Below are 19961 nucleotides of genomic sequence, written 5' to 3'. Positions count from 1 at the left end.
TGGAAGGATAATTGACAGACGTAGACGTTGGCCGTTGCCGATGGCAATTGGTTACATACACTGTGATGAACCCCGCCCTGGGAGTATGTTCTGCAAGGAGGATGAATGAGATGAAGCGAAGAATAAAGCGCTCCCGCCCCTCCCGGCGTAGTCCTGTACGCCGTGCAGTCCGGTCTCATAAAGCCATGTATATCGGCAATCATCCCGAGCCGCTCGTGTCCGTCATCATTCCGGCAATGAATGAAGCCGGAACGATTGCAGCAGCCATTAAGGAAGCGAGAAAAGTCGATTCGCGATGTGAAGTCATCGTTGTGGTCAACGGTTCCTCGGATGGTACCGCAGAGATTGCCGCGTCCTGCGGAGCGCGTGTGATTTCCTATGCGGAGCCTCTGGGACATGATGTTGGCCGCAGCGTCGGGGCGGAGTCGGCGAAGGGTGAAATTCTTTTGTTTACGGACGGCGATCTTGTTATTCCAGCGAAACAGCTTCGCCCTTTCAAGGCGGCTGTAAGAGGAGGAGCAGACATCGCCTTGAACGATTATTCTGGACCGGTTCACCGTTCCCGTCCCCATCCGGTTGTGCTCTCCAAGCACGCTTTCAATATTCTGCTGGGTCGCCCGGATCTTAAGGGCTGCTCGATGACAGCAGTTCCGCACGCGCTGAGCCGGAAGGCGCTGAACACACTTGGCAACGGGATATTATCTTCTCCGCCAGTGGCGCAGGCCATGGCTGTTCTGGAAGGGCTCAGGATAGAAGCGGTGCATAAGGTACCCGTCGGCCGAATGAACGTCATCCGCCCCAAGGCGAACGGAACAGATCCCTTGCAGCAGATTATTGTCGCGGATCATCTCCGAGCGATTACTCTGGTGCTGGAGAGAAGGGGCGAGAGAGCCGGATTCAGCGACGGGACACGGCAGCGGGAAATGGTGAGGTGATAGACTCATGAGAATTGGAATGCATCTGAAGCTTGCCGGCAGGTCCAAAGCCTCCTCCGCTTCCCGCCGGAAAAGCGTCTTGCAGGGACCTGCGAAGCCGCAAAAGATTCGTATCCGAAAAGGCCCTAATGGCGTCAGAACGCCAGGATCGGTGCGCCCCTCCGGCAGAACCGCAGGACGAAGCTCCGGGAAAGCGGCATGGCGTCCGCCGGTACTGCGCGGAAAGTTATCGGTCATTATTACCGCCTGCAATGAGGAATCGACTCTGGGGTCCGTGCTGAAAGAGGCGGAACGGCTGAAGCCGGAGGAGATCATCGTTGTGCTCAACGGCTGTGTCGATAACAGCTTTCGGCGGGCGCGGCAGTGCGGGAAGGCCATTGTCGTCCATTGTCCGGATGCGGCAGGGCATGATGTGGGGCGGGCGATCGGCGCCAAGCTCAGCCGGGGAGATATCCTGCTGTTTCTTGATGGGGACATGGCCATCCCCGCTAAGGAGCTGTTTCCGTTCGCCGCCGCCGTCGACGGAGGAACGGATGTGGCGCTAAATAATCTGAATCCGCTGCTTCCGGTGTTCGGGGAATGCGACGATGTGACCCGCTGCAAAATGTTTCTGAACATGGCGCTTGGCCGGGAAGACTTGGGAGCAGGTTCCATGACCGCCGTGCCTCATGCCCTGTCCCGAAGGATCTTGGATGTTGTCGGGCCCCAGGCGCTGTCGGTGCCGCCCAAGGCTCAGGCCGCCGCCGTTCTGAAGAAGCTGTGCGTAGAGAATGCGGGAACGGTCAATGTAATCAAGCGGAACAGGATACGAAAAGGGAATACGGGGGCGGGAAACGGCGTGGAACAATTGATCATCGGCGATCATGCCGAGGCGTTTGCGGAATTGTTCGCCCACGGTGCGGCAGGGCTGCCCTGGGAAGAGAACGGAACGGACAGCCGCCGGATGCTTGCGGCATGGAGGAACGGAGTATGACGCGGACCAGTATTATTATTCCGACCTTCAACGGACTGGGACTCTTGCGGAGCTGTGTGGATGCAATTCGCCAGCTCACGCCGGAGCCTTATGAACTGATCGTTGTAGATAATGCTTCAAGCGACGGGACGGCGGAATACTGCCGCAGAGAGAAGATTACATTCATTTCCCTGCCCGCCAACGCCGGCTTCCCGGCCGCCTGCAATCACGGTCTTCAGTTGGCATCCGGGGATGAACTGCTGCTCCTCAACAATGATGTCATTGTCTCAAAGGGATGGCTGGCCAATCTGAAGGCGGCCTTGTACAGCGCGCCGGATATCGGCATAGTCGGTCCCGTGACAAATTATGCAAGCGGACGGCAGCAGATCGTCACCTTGTATGCGGACATTGCCGGGTTTCACGCGTTGGCGGAAACAGCGAATATCTCCGATCCCTCCAAATGGAGCGAGACGACCCGGCTGGTCGGTTTATGTTTTTTATTCAAAAGGGATGTGCTCACAAGGGTAGGTCTGTTTGATGAAAGATTTTCTCCGGGGCATTACGAGGACGACGATTATTGCATGCGAACCCGTCTTCAGGGCTACCGACTGCTGATCGCCGGCGACTGTCTGGTGCATCATGAGGGAAGCGCGAGCTTCAAGGAGGTCTATCGCTCCGGATGGAATGAGCTGATTGAACGAAATCGCGGATTGTATATTCAAAAGTGGGGAGTCGACCCCAGGCAATTTATTTAGGTTACATGTGAGGAGGAATGGGCTTTGAAAGGAGTCATACTGGCAGGCGGAACGGGAACGAGACTCTATCCGCTGACCCGGATGATGAACAAGCATTTGCTTCCGGTAGGCAAATATCCGATGATCTGTTACGGCGTCGACCGGCTGCGAAAGGCGGGCATCACCGACATTCTTCTTGTAATCAGCAGACAGTCTGCCGGAATGTATGTGGATTTCCTAGGAAGCGGCGCCGAGTTCGGCGTGTCCCTGACGTATAAAATTCAGGAAGCCGCCGGCGGAATCGCCGAGGCGCTGGAACTTGCCAAAGATTTTATTCCCGCTGGAGAGCGGTTTGTCGTGCTGCTTGGAGACAATTTATTCACGGAGGATCTTACTCCTTATGTGGACGGCTATCTCCGGCTGCCGGAGGGAACCGCCAAGGTGCTGCTCAAACCGGTAGAGGATGCGCGGCGGTATGGTGTTCCCGTCTTCGACAGCACAGACTCGGCCTGGATTGCCCATATTGAAGAAAAACCGAAACAGCCGAAGACGAGCTACTGCGTAACGGGGATATATATGTACGACAAAGCCGTGTTTGATATCATCCGGCGGATTTCTCCGTCCCGGCGCGGGGAGCTTGAGATTACCGATGTGAACAACCTGTACGCGGCGGACCGCAAGCTGAGCTACGATGTGCTCAAAGGCTGGTGGAGCGATGCGGGAACGTTCGATTCCCTGCGCGAAGCGGGGGAGAAGCTGAAGGATGCGCTGCCGTAACGGCGGCGTTTTTTTATCATGTAAAAATAGACAAGCTATTCGCTTAACCATTCCTCTATATGCTGGATAAACCGTGGCATCCGCAGATTTTCATACTTTGTGATTGAAATCACTATCCACCTATATTGCCCATGCTAATCTGTTTTTGAGAAGAATTCTCAATTATATCAGACCTATTCACCAAGAAGCCGGTAAGGGGAGCAGCCGTGTGCATAAAACGTTGAGTATAAATGAATCGATATTCGATCTGGTCAGCCGTGATCCCGAAGTGATGGACATTATGATCGAACTGGGCTTCCGGGATATCGCCAAGCCGGGAATGCTGCAAACGGCCGGACGTTTCATGACATTGACCAAAGGAATCAAGCTTAAAAAAATGGATATAGACACCGTCAAGCAGACGTTTCGGCGTCACGGATTCATCATTCAGGAATAGAGGAGCGGATCAATATGAGTGAATTAATCAATAACCGGGAAGTGCACGGGCCGGAGCAAACCCGTCGGCAGAACATGCTCAAAGAAATCATCAAGGAACTGCACGCCGGCAAAAGCGTCGAAGAAGTGAAAGCCCGCTTTGAGGAAGCTGTCGGAGATGTTACGGTGGCGGAGATTTCCGCGATGGAGCATTCCCTGATGACGGAGGAGGGGATTCCGGTATCGGAAGTCCAGCGTCTATGCTCCGTGCATACGGCCATCTTCAAAGGCTCGATTGAGGAGATTCATCGGCCTTCCAAGCCGGAGGAGCAGGCCGGTCATCCGGTGCATACGTTCAAGCTGGAGAACCGTGAGATTGAGAAGCTGGTCAATTTCCGGCTGGAGCTGCATAAGGATAAATTCCGCAAGAACGATGATGAAGGGATCATCTTCAAGCTGCTGGAGGACCTGAGTCTTCTGCTGGACATCGACAAACACTTCAGCCGCAAGGAGAATTTGCTGTTCCCTTACCTGGAGAAGTACGGGATATACGGCCCGACTCAGGTCATGTGGGGCGTGGACGACGGTATCCGCGGCATGATTAAGGAGGCCAAAGTCCTGCTGTCCGGCTATACCGGAAATCAAGAGGAAGTAGTATCGGCGCTTGAGCTTATCATCAAAGAAGTGAATGAGATGGTCTTTAAGGAAGAGAACATTTTACTGCCGATGGCGCTGGACAAACTGACCGAGGACGAGTGGGTAAAGATTGCCCGGGAGAGCGGCACGATCGGCTTTTGTCTGGCCGCGCCAGAGAAAGAATGGGTGCCGGAGCGCAATCCTGAGCCCGTGGACGCAGAGGCGAAGGAAGAGGAAAGCGCCGGAACCCCGCAAGGCTTCATCCGCTTTGAGACCGGAATTCTGTCGGTACAGCAGCTTGAACTGATCATGAATCATCTGCCGGTGGATCTGACATTTATCGATGAGAACGATGTGGTCCGATATTTCTCCCACGGCAAAGAACGCATCTTTCCCCGCACCAAGGCCGTGATCGGCCGCACCGTGCAGAACTGCCATCCGCCGCAAAGCGTGCATGTCGTGGAGAAGCTGCTGGAGGATTTCAAGTCCGGCCGTAAAGACGCCGAGGATTTCTGGATTCAAATCAAAGACAAATTTATTTATATCCGCTACTTTGCCGTCCGCGACGAAGAAGGGCGCTATCTGGGAACACTTGAATTTACGCAAAACATCGCTCCGATCCGCGCCCTGGAAGGGCAGAAGCGTATTTTGTCTCAATAATAGTAGGATTTTCGGCCGCCGGCACACCTGCCGGCGGTTTTTCTATGGCTTGAACGCAGCTTTCCGGCGCCGGATGACTTTCACATTACGAGTCAGCCGCAAAGATAAATATAATGTAAAAATTTTCCTATTGTAATCGAGGCATATAAACTATAATCAAGAGAATTCATTAACGGAGGTGCTTCAACATGTCACAAAGCCGACAGTATGAACGAACAATTGGCCATCTGTACAAATCTGCCCCCGATTTACACAAATCTCAATCGAAGCGGCAGCGCGGGCTGAGCGGCTAGGCGGCAGCGGAGGATTAGTCCTCCGCCTAAAAGTCATGGCATGAAAGGTCCGCCTGCCTGAAAGGCGGAACATATTTTGAATTGTTGTCAGGCATCGCAAGTGTATTTAAGGATGAAATTTATGACGGCTCTCGCAAGCAGCACCATTTTTACGACGTACAGCGTCTACTATGTGGCGAAGCTGGGATTTAGTCCGCTTCAGCTGATGCTGATCGGAACGGTGCTGGAGCTGACGGTACTCGTGTTTGAGGGAATCACAGGGGTAGTCGCCGATACATACGGCCGGCGGATGTCGGTCATCATCGGCATGTTTATTCTGGGCAGCGGCTTTACACTGGAGGGAAGCGTGGTTTGGCTTGCGGGCGACACGCCTCTGTTCTCCGCTTTTGCCCTGGTGCTGGTCGCGCAGGAGGGGGCGGCCGTGGTGCGCCGAAGCCCGCTGCTGATTACAATCGTCTGTGTGACGCTGTTTGGCGGCGCGGCCTCCGAGGGCTATGACCGCCTGTGGCAGGTGCATTTAATTAACGGCATAGGCTTTCCCGGTCTGCCGCTGCCGATGGCGGCATGGTTCGGCCTCATCAGTGCGGCGTCAACCCTACTGGGGCTGCTCGGCGTGCATTTCGCCGAGCGGAGAATCGATATGGGCAGCGAACGGAAGCTGTCCGCGGTTATGCTACTGCTGACGGCTGTCCGCATCGCTTGCATTGCCGTTTTGGCGCTGTCGCCCTCATTTGGTCTTGCGCTGTTCTCCGTGCTGGTCATCGGCTCGGTTTCTTCGGTCGGTGAGCCGGTGTACGCCTCCTGGCTGAACCGGAATCTGGAGGGCCGGACCCGGGCGACCGTCCTGTCGATGGTCAGCCAGTCCGATGCGCTCGGCCAGACGGCCGGTGGGCCGGTGGTCGGCTGGATCGGCAGCCGGTTCTCGATCAGGGCATCCCTGCTGGCGGCAAGCGTCCTGCTGCTGCCCCTGTTAGCCGTATTCGGCCGGGGAACGCGCAGGCAGCTGTGACAGCAAGCTACGGTTGCAATAACAATCTAAAGAATAGGCGGTTACAACTATGAAGCTGACAGAAATGCCGGGTACGGATTTGACATTTAAGCCTCTGGCTCTGGGTACAGCTGAATTTGGCAGCGCCGTTTCCGATGAAGAGTCCTTCCGGATTATCGACCGTTTTGTGGAAGCCGGCGGCACTTGGATAGACACGGCCAGAGTATATGCGGACTGGCTGCCAGGCGGTCATGGAAAAAGCGAACATACGGTAGGAAAATGGTTGAAGAAGAGCGGCTTGCGGAATCAGGTGCTGATTTCCACGAAGGGCGGGCATCCGAGATTGGAGACGATGAAGGTGTCACGGCTGTCCGAGGCTGAAATTCGTTCGGATGCGGAGGAGAGCCTGCGCAGCCTTGGTGTGGATACCATTGATATGTACTGGCTGCACCGTGATGACGAGAGTATACCGGTTATGGAAGTTCTAGGTCCGCTGGGCCGTCTCGTCGAGGAAGGCAAAATCCGATATTTCGGCTGCTCCAATTGGCGGCCTTACCGGATCAGGGAAGCGGCGGAGGCGGCCGCGGCCCACGGAGTGCAGGCTTTTTCAGCCAGTCAGATCCAGTGGAGCCTTGCGGATATCAATGAAGGCTCCATTGAGGATACAACAACCGTCGAACTCGATAAGGAAGCATATGAGCTTCATACACAAACCGGACTCAGCCTGTTCGCATTTACTCCCCAGGCTAAGGGATTTTTTCAGAAGCTGCATACCGGCGGCCCGGATACGCTCAAAGACACGGTAAGAAAAATTTTCTACAATGAGATTAATCTTGGACGTATGAATCGCGTAGCGGAGCTGTCCGGTCAATTGAATGTTACCGTCTCGTCGATCGTACTCGGCTATTTGATCAGCCAGCCCTTCACGGTGATACCGGTTGTCGGCACCAGCTCGTTCTCGCAGATTGAGGAGACACTTGAGAGTCTTGAGGTTAGATTAACTCCGTCACAGGTCAAATATCTGGAGCAGGGCTGAAGTGTCACTCATCAGATAGAATTCGGCTGGATCCAGCCCTCTCTGTGTTTATTCGAAAGATTCATAAATAAGCGTTAATAAGCGTGTGCCGCCGGTTTCCGGGGTACACGCTTTTTCTTATGGCCCGCGCAGCCTCAGGACCCGTTTCCGTTATCCGCCGCTTCTCCCGTAACCCTCCGGGCCCCCGCTGCATATGTTGTAGCAGGGCGCCTAAGCAAAGGAGACATGACCATGCAAAATCAGATAACCAATATTCTGCAGCACATGGCCCATTCGCATGAACAGATGGCGCGCATTCTGGACGCCGAGCGCCACGTAGCTGTCCGCATGGCGCAAATCGTCCATGATCTGCCGGATGCGGAGCCCGACTTCGGAGGAACTTCCGGCATCATTGAAAGCGCGGGCCAGGTGAACAAGAATATTATCTCCTACCTGAATGCATTCGCAGATCTTCAGGAGGCGATAGCCGAGCAGGTGGGCAAAGTTATCAAGGAACTGATCGGCCAGGAAGAAGAGTAGAGGGAGGCGGAAGATGAGCAGAGAAGAAGCCTATCTGAAAATGCTGGAATCCACCGCCGCCATCCAGTGGAACATCTCGATGATTCTGGAAGCCAAGGCGGTGGAGGCGGAAAAGGTAAAACAGTGGACGCATCATCATATTCATCCCCGTGCATTCGATACGCACGAAGATCAGTTAAAGGAAACGCTCTCCATTCATGACGCAATTGTGGAGCTGGTGGAGGGACTGACCAAGCTGGAAAACGGTTTGTGCAGCAATTTAAAAGCCGTTCTATACACAGGGGAAGAGGAAGAAGCCGGGGGTGGTTTAGGCGCTCTGACGGAGGGCGGTTTCAGTTTCGGGGAAGACGAGAAATGAGCGGGCTGCAGCTCTCGGAACGCGCCGTCAAGCTCGAAATGATCCGCTCCATCGCCCGCAGCCAAGCCGCGCTGGCCGCGATTCTGGAGAACATTGCCGAAGTGACCGGCCATTCGGAGCATGCAGCCCGCAAGCTGTGCGAGAATGTTAGAGTGCTCAGCGAATACCAGAGCGCCATGTGCCGGATGATGTCAGGAATTTCGCTGCATCGGCACAAGGAAGGGATTCCCTCAAAGCCATGGCTGGCTTCGGCTTGTGGTTTGGGAAAACGCGGCGCTCAAGAAGTACCGAAGGAGTGACAGGAGATGAAGAAAGCAAGCCGCAAGCCGTCGCATACGGCAAGAACGGCCCGCAGACGCAAGGTACTGCTGTCGCGGAAGACAAAGGTCCGCAAAATCCGCAAGGGAACCTCGTTAAAGGGACGCAAAAAACGGGCCGGCCGGCCTCTTCGTTCCCGGCTTCGGAAAAGTGGCGTCAAGCTTCGCAGAAAGAAACGGTTAAGCCGGCCCGCCGTTCTACCGGCACCGGAGCACACTCCCGCCGAGCCTTCGGCCAAGGCTGAACAGGTAGTAGTACCGCTGCCCGCGGAACCGGGCGTCGCTCCGGAAACGCCGCCGCCAGACGCCTATCAGCAGGGCTACAACGAAGCTTATGACGTCGGTTTTGATACCGGATTCGCCAAGGGCTTCGAGGACGGACATAAGCTGGAGTTCAGCTGAAGCCATGCGGCGGTGAAAGAGTCTTCCTTCGCCGCCGCACGGCCATACCCCACGATGATGCTGGAATGCGTACGGGCCGCGAATATTTCCGCCGTCTTTTACTATGAAAATATTATGATTTCAGTTCTTCCCGTCATCTGTGGTAGACTGTCAAAGGCAGAGTCTTGTCGACTCGGATACAGACAGAAAGGCGGGTGCGCAGGATTATGAGGCGCAATATCAGACAGGGAAGTGTGGAAGAACTGGAGCAGATTATGGCCTTGATTGCCGAATGCGTGCGCGTGATGCGGGAGGGCGGCAGCGACCAGTGGGACGAGACTTACCCGAACGCGGAAGTCATTAAAGAGGACCTTGAGCGGGGGACGCTGTATGTTTGCGAAGACAACGGCGCGGCTGCCGGCATTATGGTACTGGATGAAAATCAGGCGGAACCGTACGCGGAAATCGATTGGGTGCAAAAGGAAGGTCCCAATTTGGTGATGCATCGTCTGGCGGTTCATCCGCAGGTTCAAGGCAAGGGGATTGCGCGCATATTGATCTCATTTGCCGAGAATTTTGCCGCGGATCACGGGTATAAGAGCATCCGAATGGATACATACGCGAAAAATGCCAAGGCGCTTGAGCTGTACCGCCGTCTCGGATACGAAATCAGAGGGGAATTCCGCTTGCCTGGCAAGACGGCCCATTTTCCGGTGCTGGAGAAGATTTTGGTGCGGGGCGACTAGCCCGTTTTTTGGCCGGTGGCGGCACGGAAATAAAGCTGTTTTTGCCAATGAAAGCATTTACATAGAAAATGGGCGAAAAACCCATCTATCTTTTGAAAGCGTAAGCATTATCCGGGTAATCTCTATTTTTGCTCCAATACCGGGAAATAAGAAGCTATAGTCCGCAATATGAAGTTTTAAAATTTAAAATAAGTAGGCTATAATATAGACATCACCAGAAGAACTGGAAGAAAAAAAGAGCCGGATGGATAACGCTCTGAAGCGAATGTTTGAATAGTTCAGCGGCTAAGCATTTTTCTTACAGAAGCGGAAGGTGATGATCCCAAATTCCTTATTACTAAGGAAGGGAGAGAACTCCAATGGGCTAGGCAAGCGGTGCATACCCCATTTAAGCGAAGCTGAAGGGCGGAAATGATAAGCCGATTTAGCACACTTAAGAAGGTATGTTATCGGAGATTCAAGCGAACCATTGAAGAAGGAAGAAGCTGTTTCAAAGCAAGACGAAAGTCTTGTGAGAAAGGGGCGGGATTCCATTGGAAAAGGTTAGCGAAGCGTACAATGTACGATAATCGCACACAAGGAAAACGGAAGTGACAACGTTTTTTGCGAGAATCGTGTACGCGGGAACCGAAGAACACCCGTATGCAAGACATGGAGCTTTCGGTGTAATACTCCGGGAAGAGTATCGGGGTATGAAAAAGCAAGGAAAATTTGAAAACAATCTGACGATTGTCCAAAGCGGCTAAATACCGAATGGAAATCGGGCAACATGGAATCATCGAAATATGTATACCATGTCAAGGGTATGGATTGTTGCAGGAGGATATGAATTAAATTGCGTAGCCAAGAGGAGACTTAAAACCCCGTTACCGTAAAGAAGGTAAACGGGGTTTTAAGTGTTTCATGCTGTTTGACCGGAATCAGCCGCGTCCGGATTCCTTCAATTGCAGCCACACGGCCGCCATATCCAGTTCTCCCTTGCCGCTTTGTTCCGCGTCCGCGTACGTTTTTCCGGCGGCTTCGGCCAGCGGAAGCTTAAGGCCGACGCGGCGGGCTTCATCAGCAAGCAGCCCCAAATCTTTGGCGACGAGGCTGATCATGAAGGCAGCAGGGTACTCATCTTTTACATACATCGGTTTTTTGCCCTCGAACAGCTTCGTGGATACAGCCGATTCGCTGATCATCCGAAGCACCTGTTCACGGTCAAGTCCGGACTTCTCCGCAAACAGCAGAGCCTCGCCTACGCCCTGCGCGGTTACGCCGAGCAGCAGGTTGATCGCCAGCTTGGCGGAGCTGCCCGCTCCAACATCCCCGAAATGAAGAGTCGCCTTGCCGAGCTTGTCCAAATAAGGCCGGCACGCGTCAACCGCATCGCGGTCTCCGCCGGCCAGGATGACCAGCTGCGCTTGCTCCGCAGGGCCGACCGAGCCGGATACGGGCGCATCCACATAAATTCCTCCGGCTTCGCTGGTAAGCCGGGCGAATTCCTTGGCTTCCTCCGGGCCAATCGTGCTCATGTTCACAACATAAGCATTAGGCTTAAGATGCGCCAGAACGCCGTCTTCCCCGGTCAGGATCGCCTTCACCGAAGCTCCCTTGGTCAGCATAAGGAAGATGAAATCTGCTCCCTCGGCGGCTTCGGCCGGCGTCCGGCGAATAACCGCTCCATCCTTGGCGAGCGGCTGCGCTCTTTCCGCTGTCCGATTATAGACATGCAGGCCGTTGCCCGCCTTTATCAGATTGCGGGCCATTGGCAGTCCCATATGCCCTGTTCCGATCCATGCGATTTTTGTCAATGGTATACACTCCTTTTCAAGGACATCATTGTTATTTTAAACCTAATACGCCGGGATGAATAGTCAATTTTATAGCATCTCTGTGTCGGTTATGTTTGATATGTAAACTTTATTTACTTCTATTGACAAAGAATCTGTCTCTGAATTAAGATGAAGTTAATTCATAAAAATTTGATCTTTTCGTATATCCTTAATGATCGGATTAAGGGTCTCTACCGGAAACCGTAAATTTCTGGCTACGAAAATATGCCCCGGCATGTTTTTGTGGCCTTTTTGCTTTTATTTTTACTTAATTTAGGGGGAGAGAATCATGGGCGGTATACTGATAAAAAATGCGGAACTCATCACGATGAACAAGCGGGAGGAAATCCTGCGCGGCGACATCCGGATCAAGGACGACCTGATTGCGGAAATCGGCAGCGGCCTTGCGCCGCTTGAGGGAGAAACGGTGATCGACGCCACGGGACGGACCGTCATTCCGGGCTTTGTGCAGACGCATATCCATTTGTGCCAGACGCTCTTTCGGGGCAAGGCGGACGATCTGGAGCTGATGGATTGGCTGCGCAAGCGTATATGGCCGCTCGAAGCGGCGCACGACGGGGAGTCGCTCTACTACTCCGCGATGCTCGGCATCGGGGAACTGATCTCCAGCGGGACGACGACGATTGTCGATATGGAGACGGTGCATCACGCGGATTACGCCTTCCAGGCCATCGCGAAGAGCGGTATCCGCGCCCTCTCAGGCAAGGTCATGATGGACCAGAAGGGCGGGGATGTGCCCGAGGCGCTTCAGGAGGATACGGCGGCTTCGCTTCAGGAGAGCGTGGATCTGCTGGAGAAATGGAACGGATATGACGGCGGGCGAATCCGGTACGCTTTTTCCCCGAGGTTCGTGATTTCCTGTACCGAGCCGCTGCTGACGGAAGTGCGCGACCTTTCCGCCCGTTATGGGGTTAAGGTGCACACCCATGCTTCCGAGAATCAGGGGGAGATCGAGATCGTGCAGGCAATGACCGGCATGCGCAACATCGTCTATCTGGATCATATTGGACTGGCGAACGAGCGGCTCATTCTCGCCCACTGTATTTGGCTGGATGAGGAAGAGCGGCGCATTTTGCGGGAACGGGGCGTGCATGTCAGCCATTGTCCTGGCTCCAATCTGAAGCTGTCGTCCGGCATCGCCGACACGCCGGGGCTGATTCACGAGCATGTCTCGGTAAGCCTTGGCGCGGACGGCGCCCCGTGCAACAACAACCTCGATATGTTCAATGAAATGCGGCTGGCCGCGCTGATCCAAAAGCCGCTGCACGGACCGACGGCAATGGACGCTAAATCCGTGTTCCGGATGGCGACGATCGGAGGAGCCAAGGCGGTCGGGATGGAAAATGAAATCGGCAGCATCGAGGTCGGCAAGAAAGCGGACCTGGCAATCCTGAACCTGTATAATTTCCATACGTTCCCTTCCTTTGATGTGGACCCGATCTCCCGGATTGTGTATTCCGCTACGCGCGCGGATGTGGAGACCACGATTATTAACGGCAAAATCTTGATGGACAGAGGCATACTGAAGACGGTCGATAAAGACACGGTGCTGCGCGAAGCGGACCGGTCGATTCAAAGACTGCTGGCCCGCACGCCGCTGGGATAACGAGCCGATTCGCCCGCTGCGCGGGCTTTTTTTCTGTTAACGGAAGTGTAACTTGTCTATTGGGCGGTTCTTCTCATGAAGTGGATGTCGCCGATTTGATTGGTAAATCCCCATTTTTCGTAAAAAGATATCTTATCCGATTTGCAATATAGTTCAATGTGCCGTACGGACTGAAGTTTGGGGTGGGCTGTCACTTGATCCAGCAATATTCGCCCCAAGCCTTTTCCTTGATACGCTTCATGAATAATTACGTCAAATATTAAAGCTTTATAGACAAAATCGGTAAGAACACGGATGAAGCCTATAAGTCTATCTGTTTGGTCCTCACATATGCCAATGACGATATCCGAATGCTCCAGCATTGCCGCTATATCTTCCGGATTTCGGGTGTTGGTCCACCATTCCTGACGGTACAGCTCGCAGAGATCAGCGAATTGACGTTCATTTAACGCTGAGATGATCTTGTAATCCATATTGACTTCATTCCCTCCAAAATATAGATTCAAAGCTAGGATTCAAAGCTTCTTCATCATCTTCATGAGTTTTCTCTCGGTCTCGTCGGCCGCCGGAGTATAGATAATGCACCGCAAATCGGCGCTGCCGTGAACGTGCATCGAGGTCAGCTCGAACAGCATTTTTCCGGCTTTGGCATGCCGAAACTCGATTAACACGTCTGGGGCGTTGTTCACTGTGCTCCGCTGCCAGAGACGGTCGAAATCCTCGTAGTTTCCGTTCATGTCGCGCAAAAATTCAGTGTACCATTCATCATCGACGTATTGTCCGTAATAGGTTCTGAAAATGGCGAGAAAGCCTCCGACAAAATCCTCCCAGTTCACGGCAAGCCTTTGCAGCTCTTTGCGGGAAAACAGCAGACGGATCAAATTGCGCTGCGCGGCGGGAACCTGCTCGAAATCAAGAAACACATGTCTTGCGGCTTCATTCCAGCCCACGATCTGGCACCGGCGGTCCGTTACAATTGTCGGAGCGTATTGAAGCTCCTGAATGATTTTAAGCAGTGAAGGCCGGATTTCCGAATGAGTCTCGGGAGGAAACCCGGGTCCGGTATGCGTATCCAGCGCGAGCGAGTACAAGTAGTTTCGCTCATCGGCGGTAAGCCGGAGAGCCTTGGAGATATTGTCCAGGACGGATACGGATACCTTGATATCGCGGCCCTGTTCCAGCCAAGTGTACCAGGTTGTGCTGACCCCCGCCAGCTGAGCGACTTCTTCGCGTCTAAGCCCCGGCGTTCTTCTGCGGGTGCCGCCGGGCAAGCCTGCCGACAGGGACGAAATTTTGGCGCGCTGCGATTTCAGAAAGACGGACAGCGCTTCCAGCCGGGCCTCAGCATTCATGAATCATCCCTCCAATATTTGTTATCCTAGCACTCATTATACTAGTTTAAACAACAACTTGTAATAGGATAAATTCCATGACATGATAACGGTGAATTTTAAAAATGGAGGATTCATGAGGGGGATTCATGATGGAGAGAGTCGTCATAAGCGGGATGGGGGTCGTTTCGCCTCTCAGCAACGAGGTGGAGGATTTTTGGAATAACCTGAGGAACGGACAATCCGGGATATCCGAAATTGATGCTTTTGATACGTCCGCCTATAAGACTAAATTTGGCGGGGTTGTGCGGAATTTTGACGCGGAAGCTTTGTTCGGGCGCAAAGAAGCGCGGCGTATGGACCGCTTCACCCAATTCGCGCTCGCAGCCGCCGATCAGGCCCTGGCCGATTCGGGATTGAAGGTGGAAAGTATGGACCGGGAACGGTTTGGCGTATACGTAGGGTCGGGAATCGGCGGCATCGGGTCGCTGCTGGATCAACATCAAGTGTTGCTGGAGCGGGGACCGGACCGGGTGAGCCCGACCTTGGTGCCGATGATGATTTCCAATATGGCCGCAGCCTCAATCAGTATTCGTTATGGCGCCATGGGTCCTGTGCTTTCGCCGGTTACGGCTTGCTCCATCGGTAATACGGCCATCGGCGAAGCCTTTCGGACTATCCGGTTCGGCGAGGCCGACGTTATCCTGGCCGGGGGAGCAGAAGCGGCGATCAATGGAATCTCGCTCGCAAGCTTCGGCAACGCCCATGCTCTAACTGTCCGTAATGATGACATCCGGCGGGCCAGCCGTCCGTTTGACGCGGAGAGAGACGGATTCGTGATCGGCGAGGGGGCGGGCATTCTCGTCCTGGAATCACTCACCCATGCGCGTCGCCGGGATGCGCGGATCTACGCGGAGGTGATAGGCTACGGAGCCAGCTCCGACGCCTATCACATGGTGGCGACCCATCCGGAAGGAAGAGGAGCCTATCAGGCGATGAGGCTGGCGCTACAAGCCGCCGGTCTTTCACCGGCGGACATCGATGTGATCAGCGCCCACGCGACCAGCACGGAGATGGGAGACCTCTCCGAAACGAAAGCGATCAAGACCCTGTTTGGAGCTGACGCTTACCGTATTCCGGTTACGGCTAACAAGTCGATGACTGGTCATATGCTCGGCGCGTCCGGCGGAGCCGAAGCGATTGCCCTGGTCAAGAGTTTGGAGAACAACGTCATTCCTCCCACGATCAATCTGGAGCGGCCCGATCCGGACTGTGATTTGGACTATGTCCCAAAGACAGCCCGAATCCAGGAGCTCCACATCGGAATGTCCAATTCGTTCGGATTCGGCGGGCATAATGCGGTGATTGTTATTCGCAAATACACTGAATAAGAAAGACCGTTTCAACAGTACAGCGATGCTGCTATGTTTATTCAGACGCTTTATTTTCCTTCTGACCGGCCATAAGGAAGGCCTTAAGCTCCTGAAGCTCCGCTTCAATCCGGTGCAGATGGCCCTGCATGTCGTCGATCTCCTGCTCCGCCTTGTAGTTGATCGCGAAGTCAATGATCGCCTCATGTTTGTCCCGCGCAGCCTGCCGGTTCTGGCTCATCATGATGACCGGCGCCTGGAACGCGGACAGAAAGGACAGGCATAGATTCAGCAGAATAAACGGCGGCGAATCAAAATGCCGGGTAAAGCTGAGCACGTTCCAAACAATCCACAGCGCCAAAAAGCAAGTGAAATAGGTGATAAACTTCCAGCTTCCGCCGAAAGCGGCAATGCGGTCGGCCAATTTTCCGCCGACGCCCGTCTGTTTGCTGTATTCCTCTTCCAGATGAGCGACGATGCGTTTTTCATAAAGCTCCACATACTTGTCAATGCGCCCTTTATGTTTGTCGTTCAGTTCAATATCGAAACCATTAATGGTCACGTCCTCCGGCGGGACCGTTTTTGCGTTCTCCTGCGCCATTGATTGTCCTCCTTGGGTGAAAAAAGAATGCCATCATCTTACTCCATCCTTTTCCATTTGTATATGGTATGAATAGGGTGTGCTTTTATTTTCCGGGAACGGGAACCGCGGCGGCTGTGACTTCGTCTAATCCAGTGAGGTGAACACTTTGAATTTCGATGAACTGAAAGATGCAGACCATATGGACGAAGATACGCTTCGGGCTGTAATGGAGCGTTTCGGCGGCGACGTCTGGAATTATATCTACTATTTGACGTCAAGCTGCGAGCAGGCGGATGGGCTGGCGCAGGAAGTGTTTGTGAAATGCTATTACCGCATCGAAACGTACCGGGGAGGGTCTTCCTTTCAAACCTGGCTGTTCTCTATTGCCCGCAACGCCGTGTTCTCCTACCGAAAATCCCGTTTTTTCAAAGCAAGTTTGTGGGGAGATTTCGCTGCGCTGCCGGATCGAACGGAAAAGATCGGGGTGAACGCAGGCGGAGGAATGGTAGTTGCCGCTTCGGCGGAAATGCAGTATTTCAGCAGCATGCATGTCAATGAACGACTCGCTTTCCCATTTCCGGCAGGCCGGGCATTTGAGGTTTCCAAACTCGACCATTTTGACCGGCACATTCGGAGATCCCAAAGCTGGCTGTGTTTCTAGCTTGAGATCGATCACCGTAATTTTTTCTTTATCATCGGTATAATTAGGCAAGGCTTCCATCGCCGCTCCTGTTGCCTGGGTAATCAGGGGAATCCCCCGTGAACAGCGCCACTCCAGCAAAAGAAGTAAACTGTTTCGTCCCCGCTTGTTATACAAAATTGAACTCTCTCCCTTAAATTTTCGGATACTTGATTACATATCCAAGCTGATCCGGCTTTGCCGGTGATAGAGACTGAATGTCAATGCTGCGATGAGTGAAAACCGTGTCCCACTTTGATAGGTTGTTCATCTTTTTTCCTCCAAACCTCATATAGTTACTTCACACCCGCCTCCTTTCGGGCAATAAAAAAGGAGCGGCCCATCTGGCAGCTCCTCGGAATAGCTATGTTTTGAGTATAGGCTTATTTCGCTAACCCCGCGTTCGAAAAAAGTATGATTTAAGTATGACTATTTGTATAGCCTCTATTCTATTTCTCGACACCTCAACCAACTTGAAATCGATTCGAAGGTGTTCCAGGTCGCTCAAGCTCTTCTGCTGCAGCCGATACCACTCCACTGCCATAGAAACAGTCTGCCCAATGCTCTCCTTCTTCTTCCCTTTTTTAGGATTTCATATTGCAGTAGTAGATCCTTTATCTCTTTTCAATGAGGATGACATTTTTCGTTTCGTCATATTATTGTGTTATTGTTTTCATAAAGGCTATTACATATTAGATGCCAATATAATTAGAAACTAAAATCTCAAGACTTCTCCAGGGATCACCTGAGCCCGATACATATACATCCTGGTATAGATGACACAGTGCCAGTAGTAATTCATTTTGGACTATTCTCTTTTCTGAAAAGGCATTAATATAGAACGAATACATATTATTATTTCTACTAGATTGTTGGTAAATTATTTTGATAAGCATATTTTCTTTATAGCTTACCAATTTATCCTTATGCATTTTTTCATTAATAACTAATTTGTAAACTTTTATATTCTCAGGAGACATTTCTTGAATAAAATCCATTTTTATTAAATCGATAATATCAAAGCTCACTTTATTCTCAATAATCAGATTATTCAATAAAGAACTAATATCGACTTTTACTGTTCTCAATAAAAGAGAATGATAATAATCCTCTATTTTTCTACCTCTTATCTCATTAAATATACATTGTAATATTCGATAAGTCGGTGTTAGCATGAGATCGTTAAATTTCATTTCTTTAGGTAATATTATTTCAAACCATCGGTTGTTATTTTTCAGTAATGATAATACAGCTATTTGAAGTTGAGGTTCCTTTAATAAAAAATTAATTAGAACTTCGTGGCTAACATTGATTTCATCAAGAGATATGCGTTCTAACTTAGTAATATTATGTTTTATAGGTTTTGGTATTTCCGAGAAATCTATTTTTTTCAGTATCATAATTTCCTCCTTTTTTTTGTCGAATTCTTTTTTTAAAGTAATTTACTCAACTTTCGCAGCTCAAATCTTTAAACAAACCCTTGATATAGCGGGGTAAACTAGAGATCCAATCCTGCAGTTGACAAAAAACAGACGTTTTGTTCTTCTGGCTCTTTGCTTGAGCCATTTCGAGAAATAAAGCCATGAGTTGCCGGAGAGCCGACTGAAAGTCCAGATCGCGGACTTCGTCTGCAAAGAGAAAAAAGAGTCCTCCGAGTGTTCGATCATCACTCGCTTGACGACGTTCGTATTCCATCGCCAAATAACGGCTGAACACAACGGTCGTATGGCTAATCAGTTGGTCAAATGAACGGCCTTGAAACTCCGTTCCCAGTTTTAAATAGCTTTTCGTTACTTTAAAAAAGGTCTCTATGCTCCAACGCATTCCGTAAATTCGCACGATTTCGGCAGAATCCAAGGTGACGTCCGTACTTAAAATCGCAAGCCATTCCCGTCGTTTATTGCGATTACGCACAAAAACGAGCTTCACTGGCAGACCGCAGGTCGTGTGGACGATCACGGAACCTTTCATGTCTTTCGAACTCGACTTCGGAAGGCCTTGAAAGACTTCACGCAGCGTCAATCGCTGTCCTTGAACGAGGTACCGCTGTTTCATTTCCTTCACCATGCCAATCACAGAAAGGCCTTTGGCGGTCAACTGACGAAGGAGTGGAGCTTGAGTAAACCAGCTATCCATGAGCACGTAATCGGCGGTGAATCCCGCCGTTAACGCCTGTTCCAGCAAGGCGACGACGGCATCTGGCTTTCGAGAGAAGGCCTCCATCCGACGTTTGTACCCTGCGCTGCGTTTGGAAATCTTTGAAGTCATTTCGCAAATTCGATTGGCCAGTTTGGCCGAAGAAAGCATCACAAAGTCAAGCGGAGCGAAGCTGAAGCCGTCCGACCAGCCGAGCGTCAGCATGGTGTAGCCTTTCGTGAATGTACCCGTCGAATGGTCAAATACCCGTGCTAGTAATTCCGCTTTTTTACTCCGGTTTCGGCTCAGCACGGAATCGTCGATGATGAACACTCTCACACGAGTCGGTGAAATGAGCGACTCGAAATAGAGCACAATTCGAAGACTTAAGGTATGCAAAAATCGTCGCCAAGCAAAGGAAGCTTGATTCAAAAAACGATAGACGACATCTTTTCCAGGGAGATCGGCTCCACGAGGGCTTTCGAGCAAGCGAAACCAGTTCTTCCCTTCAAAAACCAGGGAGAAGACCATTTGGAAAACTACGAGACTGGAAAGGCCAAACGACTTGGAAATCCCCGCATTTCGTAAGGATTTCCCGATTTGGAGGGTAACAAAAAGTTTGGAAAAGCGAGACTGTTCAGACCTGGAATGTTGTTGTAACATGGAGTTACG

21 protein-coding genes, 1 pseudogene and 1 riboswitch are annotated in these 19961 nt (G+C 52.0%); of the genes and pseudogenes, 16 read left to right on the top strand and 6 right to left on the bottom strand.

What is annotated here, in order from left to right; all coding sequences use genetic code 11:
- Window positions 1-110: 110 nt before the first annotated feature.
- From PUR_RS20635 to PUR_RS20575, 13 genes are all read left to right on the top strand, one after another.
- Window positions 111-935, top strand: coding sequence for a glycosyltransferase family 2 protein (locus tag PUR_RS20635; RefSeq protein WP_179036857.1), 825 nt, complete (start codon window positions 111-113; stop codon window positions 933-935).
- Window positions 936-942: 7 nt separating this feature from the next.
- Entirely contained in the window at window positions 943-1908 is a 966-nt protein-coding gene (locus tag PUR_RS20630) for a glycosyltransferase family 2 protein (RefSeq protein ID WP_179036856.1), read from the top strand.
- Complete coding sequence (locus PUR_RS20625) at window positions 1905-2642, top strand: glycosyltransferase family 2 protein (RefSeq protein WP_179036855.1); 738 nt, start codon at window positions 1905-1907, stop codon at window positions 2640-2642. The genes PUR_RS20630 and PUR_RS20625 overlap by 4 nt, the downstream gene beginning before the upstream one ends.
- A 24-nt stretch (window positions 2643-2666) precedes the next feature.
- Window positions 2667-3398: a sugar phosphate nucleotidyltransferase gene (locus PUR_RS20620; protein WP_179036854.1), complete on the top strand. Its 732-nt coding sequence runs from the start codon at window positions 2667-2669 to the stop codon at window positions 3396-3398.
- 208 nt (window positions 3399-3606) lie between these two features.
- Complete coding sequence (locus tag PUR_RS20615) at window positions 3607-3834, top strand: DUF1858 domain-containing protein (RefSeq protein WP_179036853.1); 228 nt, start codon at window positions 3607-3609, stop codon at window positions 3832-3834.
- 14 nt (window positions 3835-3848) lie between these two features.
- Window positions 3849-5108, top strand: a complete 1260-nt coding sequence (locus tag PUR_RS20610) for a DUF438 domain-containing protein (RefSeq protein WP_179036852.1) — start codon at window positions 3849-3851, stop codon at window positions 5106-5108.
- A gap of 414 nt (window positions 5109-5522) precedes the next feature.
- A complete protein-coding gene (locus tag PUR_RS20605; protein ID WP_232101588.1) occupies window positions 5523-6410 on the top strand; it encodes an MFS transporter in 888 nt (295 codons plus the stop codon).
- A gap of 49 nt (window positions 6411-6459) precedes the next feature.
- Complete coding sequence (locus tag PUR_RS20600; protein ID WP_179036850.1) at window positions 6460-7425, top strand: aldo/keto reductase; 966 nt, start codon at window positions 6460-6462, stop codon at window positions 7423-7425.
- A gap of 231 nt (window positions 7426-7656) precedes the next feature.
- Complete coding sequence (locus tag PUR_RS20595; protein WP_124695065.1) at window positions 7657-7944, top strand: nucleoside-diphosphate sugar epimerase; 288 nt, start codon at window positions 7657-7659, stop codon at window positions 7942-7944.
- A gap of 13 nt (window positions 7945-7957) precedes the next feature.
- Window positions 7958-8302 (top strand): alpha-helical endospore appendage domain-containing protein, encoded by a 345-nt coding sequence (locus tag PUR_RS20590; RefSeq protein WP_179036849.1) that lies wholly within the window; start codon window positions 7958-7960, stop codon window positions 8300-8302.
- Window positions 8299-8601 carry a hypothetical protein gene (locus PUR_RS20585; RefSeq protein ID WP_179036848.1) on the top strand — a complete coding sequence of 101 codons (303 nt, stop codon included), beginning with the start codon at window positions 8299-8301 and terminating at the stop codon, window positions 8599-8601. Before PUR_RS20590 ends, PUR_RS20585 begins: the two co-directional genes overlap by 4 nt.
- Window positions 8602-8607: 6 nt before the next feature.
- Window positions 8608-9021: a FliH/SctL family protein gene (locus PUR_RS20580; protein ID WP_179036847.1), complete on the top strand. Its 414-nt coding sequence runs from the start codon at window positions 8608-8610 to the stop codon at window positions 9019-9021.
- Window positions 9022-9227: 206 nt separating this feature from the next.
- The gene (locus tag PUR_RS20575; protein WP_179036846.1) at window positions 9228-9746 is read left to right on the top strand and encodes a GNAT family N-acetyltransferase; all 519 of its coding nucleotides are present in this window, start codon (window positions 9228-9230) and stop codon (window positions 9744-9746) included.
- Window positions 9747-10666: 920 nt separating this feature from the next.
- On the opposite strand, the gene PUR_RS20570 is transcribed toward PUR_RS20575, so the two are convergent.
- Complete coding sequence (locus PUR_RS20570; RefSeq protein WP_179036845.1) at window positions 10667-11542, bottom strand: NAD(P)-dependent oxidoreductase; 876 nt, start codon at window positions 11540-11542, stop codon at window positions 10667-10669.
- A 160-nt stretch (window positions 11543-11702) separates the two neighbouring features.
- A riboswitch (purine riboswitch) is annotated at window positions 11703-11801 on the top strand.
- Between the two features lie 51 nt (window positions 11802-11852).
- On the opposite strand from PUR_RS20570, the gene PUR_RS20565 reads away from it, so the two are divergent.
- Window positions 11853-13190: a 5'-deoxyadenosine deaminase gene (locus PUR_RS20565; RefSeq protein WP_179036844.1), complete on the top strand. Its 1338-nt coding sequence runs from the start codon at window positions 11853-11855 to the stop codon at window positions 13188-13190.
- 56 nt (window positions 13191-13246) lie between these two features.
- On the opposite strand, the gene PUR_RS20560 is transcribed toward PUR_RS20565, so the two are convergent.
- A complete protein-coding gene (locus PUR_RS20560; RefSeq protein WP_179036843.1) occupies window positions 13247-13663 on the bottom strand; it encodes a GNAT family N-acetyltransferase in 417 nt (138 codons plus the stop codon).
- A gap of 42 nt (window positions 13664-13705) precedes the next feature.
- A complete protein-coding gene (locus tag PUR_RS20555; RefSeq protein WP_179036842.1) occupies window positions 13706-14542 on the bottom strand; it encodes a helix-turn-helix transcriptional regulator in 837 nt (278 codons plus the stop codon).
- A gap of 131 nt (window positions 14543-14673) precedes the next feature.
- On the opposite strand from PUR_RS20555, the gene fabF reads away from it, so the two are divergent.
- Window positions 14674-15912 (top strand): beta-ketoacyl-ACP synthase II, encoded by a 1239-nt coding sequence (gene fabF, locus PUR_RS20550; protein WP_179038014.1) that lies wholly within the window; start codon window positions 14674-14676, stop codon window positions 15910-15912.
- Between the two features lie 37 nt (window positions 15913-15949).
- On the opposite strand, the gene PUR_RS20545 is transcribed toward fabF, so the two are convergent.
- The gene (locus PUR_RS20545; RefSeq protein WP_179036841.1) at window positions 15950-16492 is read right to left on the bottom strand and encodes a DUF1003 domain-containing protein; all 543 of its coding nucleotides are present in this window, start codon (window positions 16490-16492) and stop codon (window positions 15950-15952) included.
- Window positions 16493-16673: 181 nt separating this feature from the next.
- Between PUR_RS20545 and PUR_RS26140 the strand changes: the two are divergent.
- A pseudogene (locus PUR_RS26140) lies at window positions 16674-16880 on the top strand (RNA polymerase sigma factor); the annotation flags it as partial.
- Between the two features lie 965 nt (window positions 16881-17845).
- Here the strand turns inward: PUR_RS26140 and PUR_RS20535 are convergent.
- Together PUR_RS20535 and PUR_RS20530 are read right to left on the bottom strand one after the other, a co-directional pair.
- On the bottom strand, window positions 17846-18553 hold the full coding sequence (locus PUR_RS20535; RefSeq protein WP_179036840.1) for a hypothetical protein: 708 nt from the start codon (window positions 18551-18553) through the stop codon (window positions 17846-17848).
- A 46-nt stretch (window positions 18554-18599) separates the two neighbouring features.
- Window positions 18600-19952, bottom strand: coding sequence for an IS4 family transposase (locus tag PUR_RS20530; protein WP_179036839.1), 1353 nt, complete (start codon window positions 19950-19952; stop codon window positions 18600-18602).
- Window positions 19953-19961 lie beyond the last annotated feature (9 nt).

This window comes from Paenibacillus sp. URB8-2 (genome assembly GCF_013393385.1).
In the GTDB taxonomy this organism is placed as follows: Bacteria; Bacillota; Bacilli; order Paenibacillales; family Paenibacillaceae; genus Paenibacillus_AQ.
The sequence above is the reverse complement of the archived record's forward strand: the minus strand, read 5'-3'. Positions and strand labels throughout refer to the sequence as shown.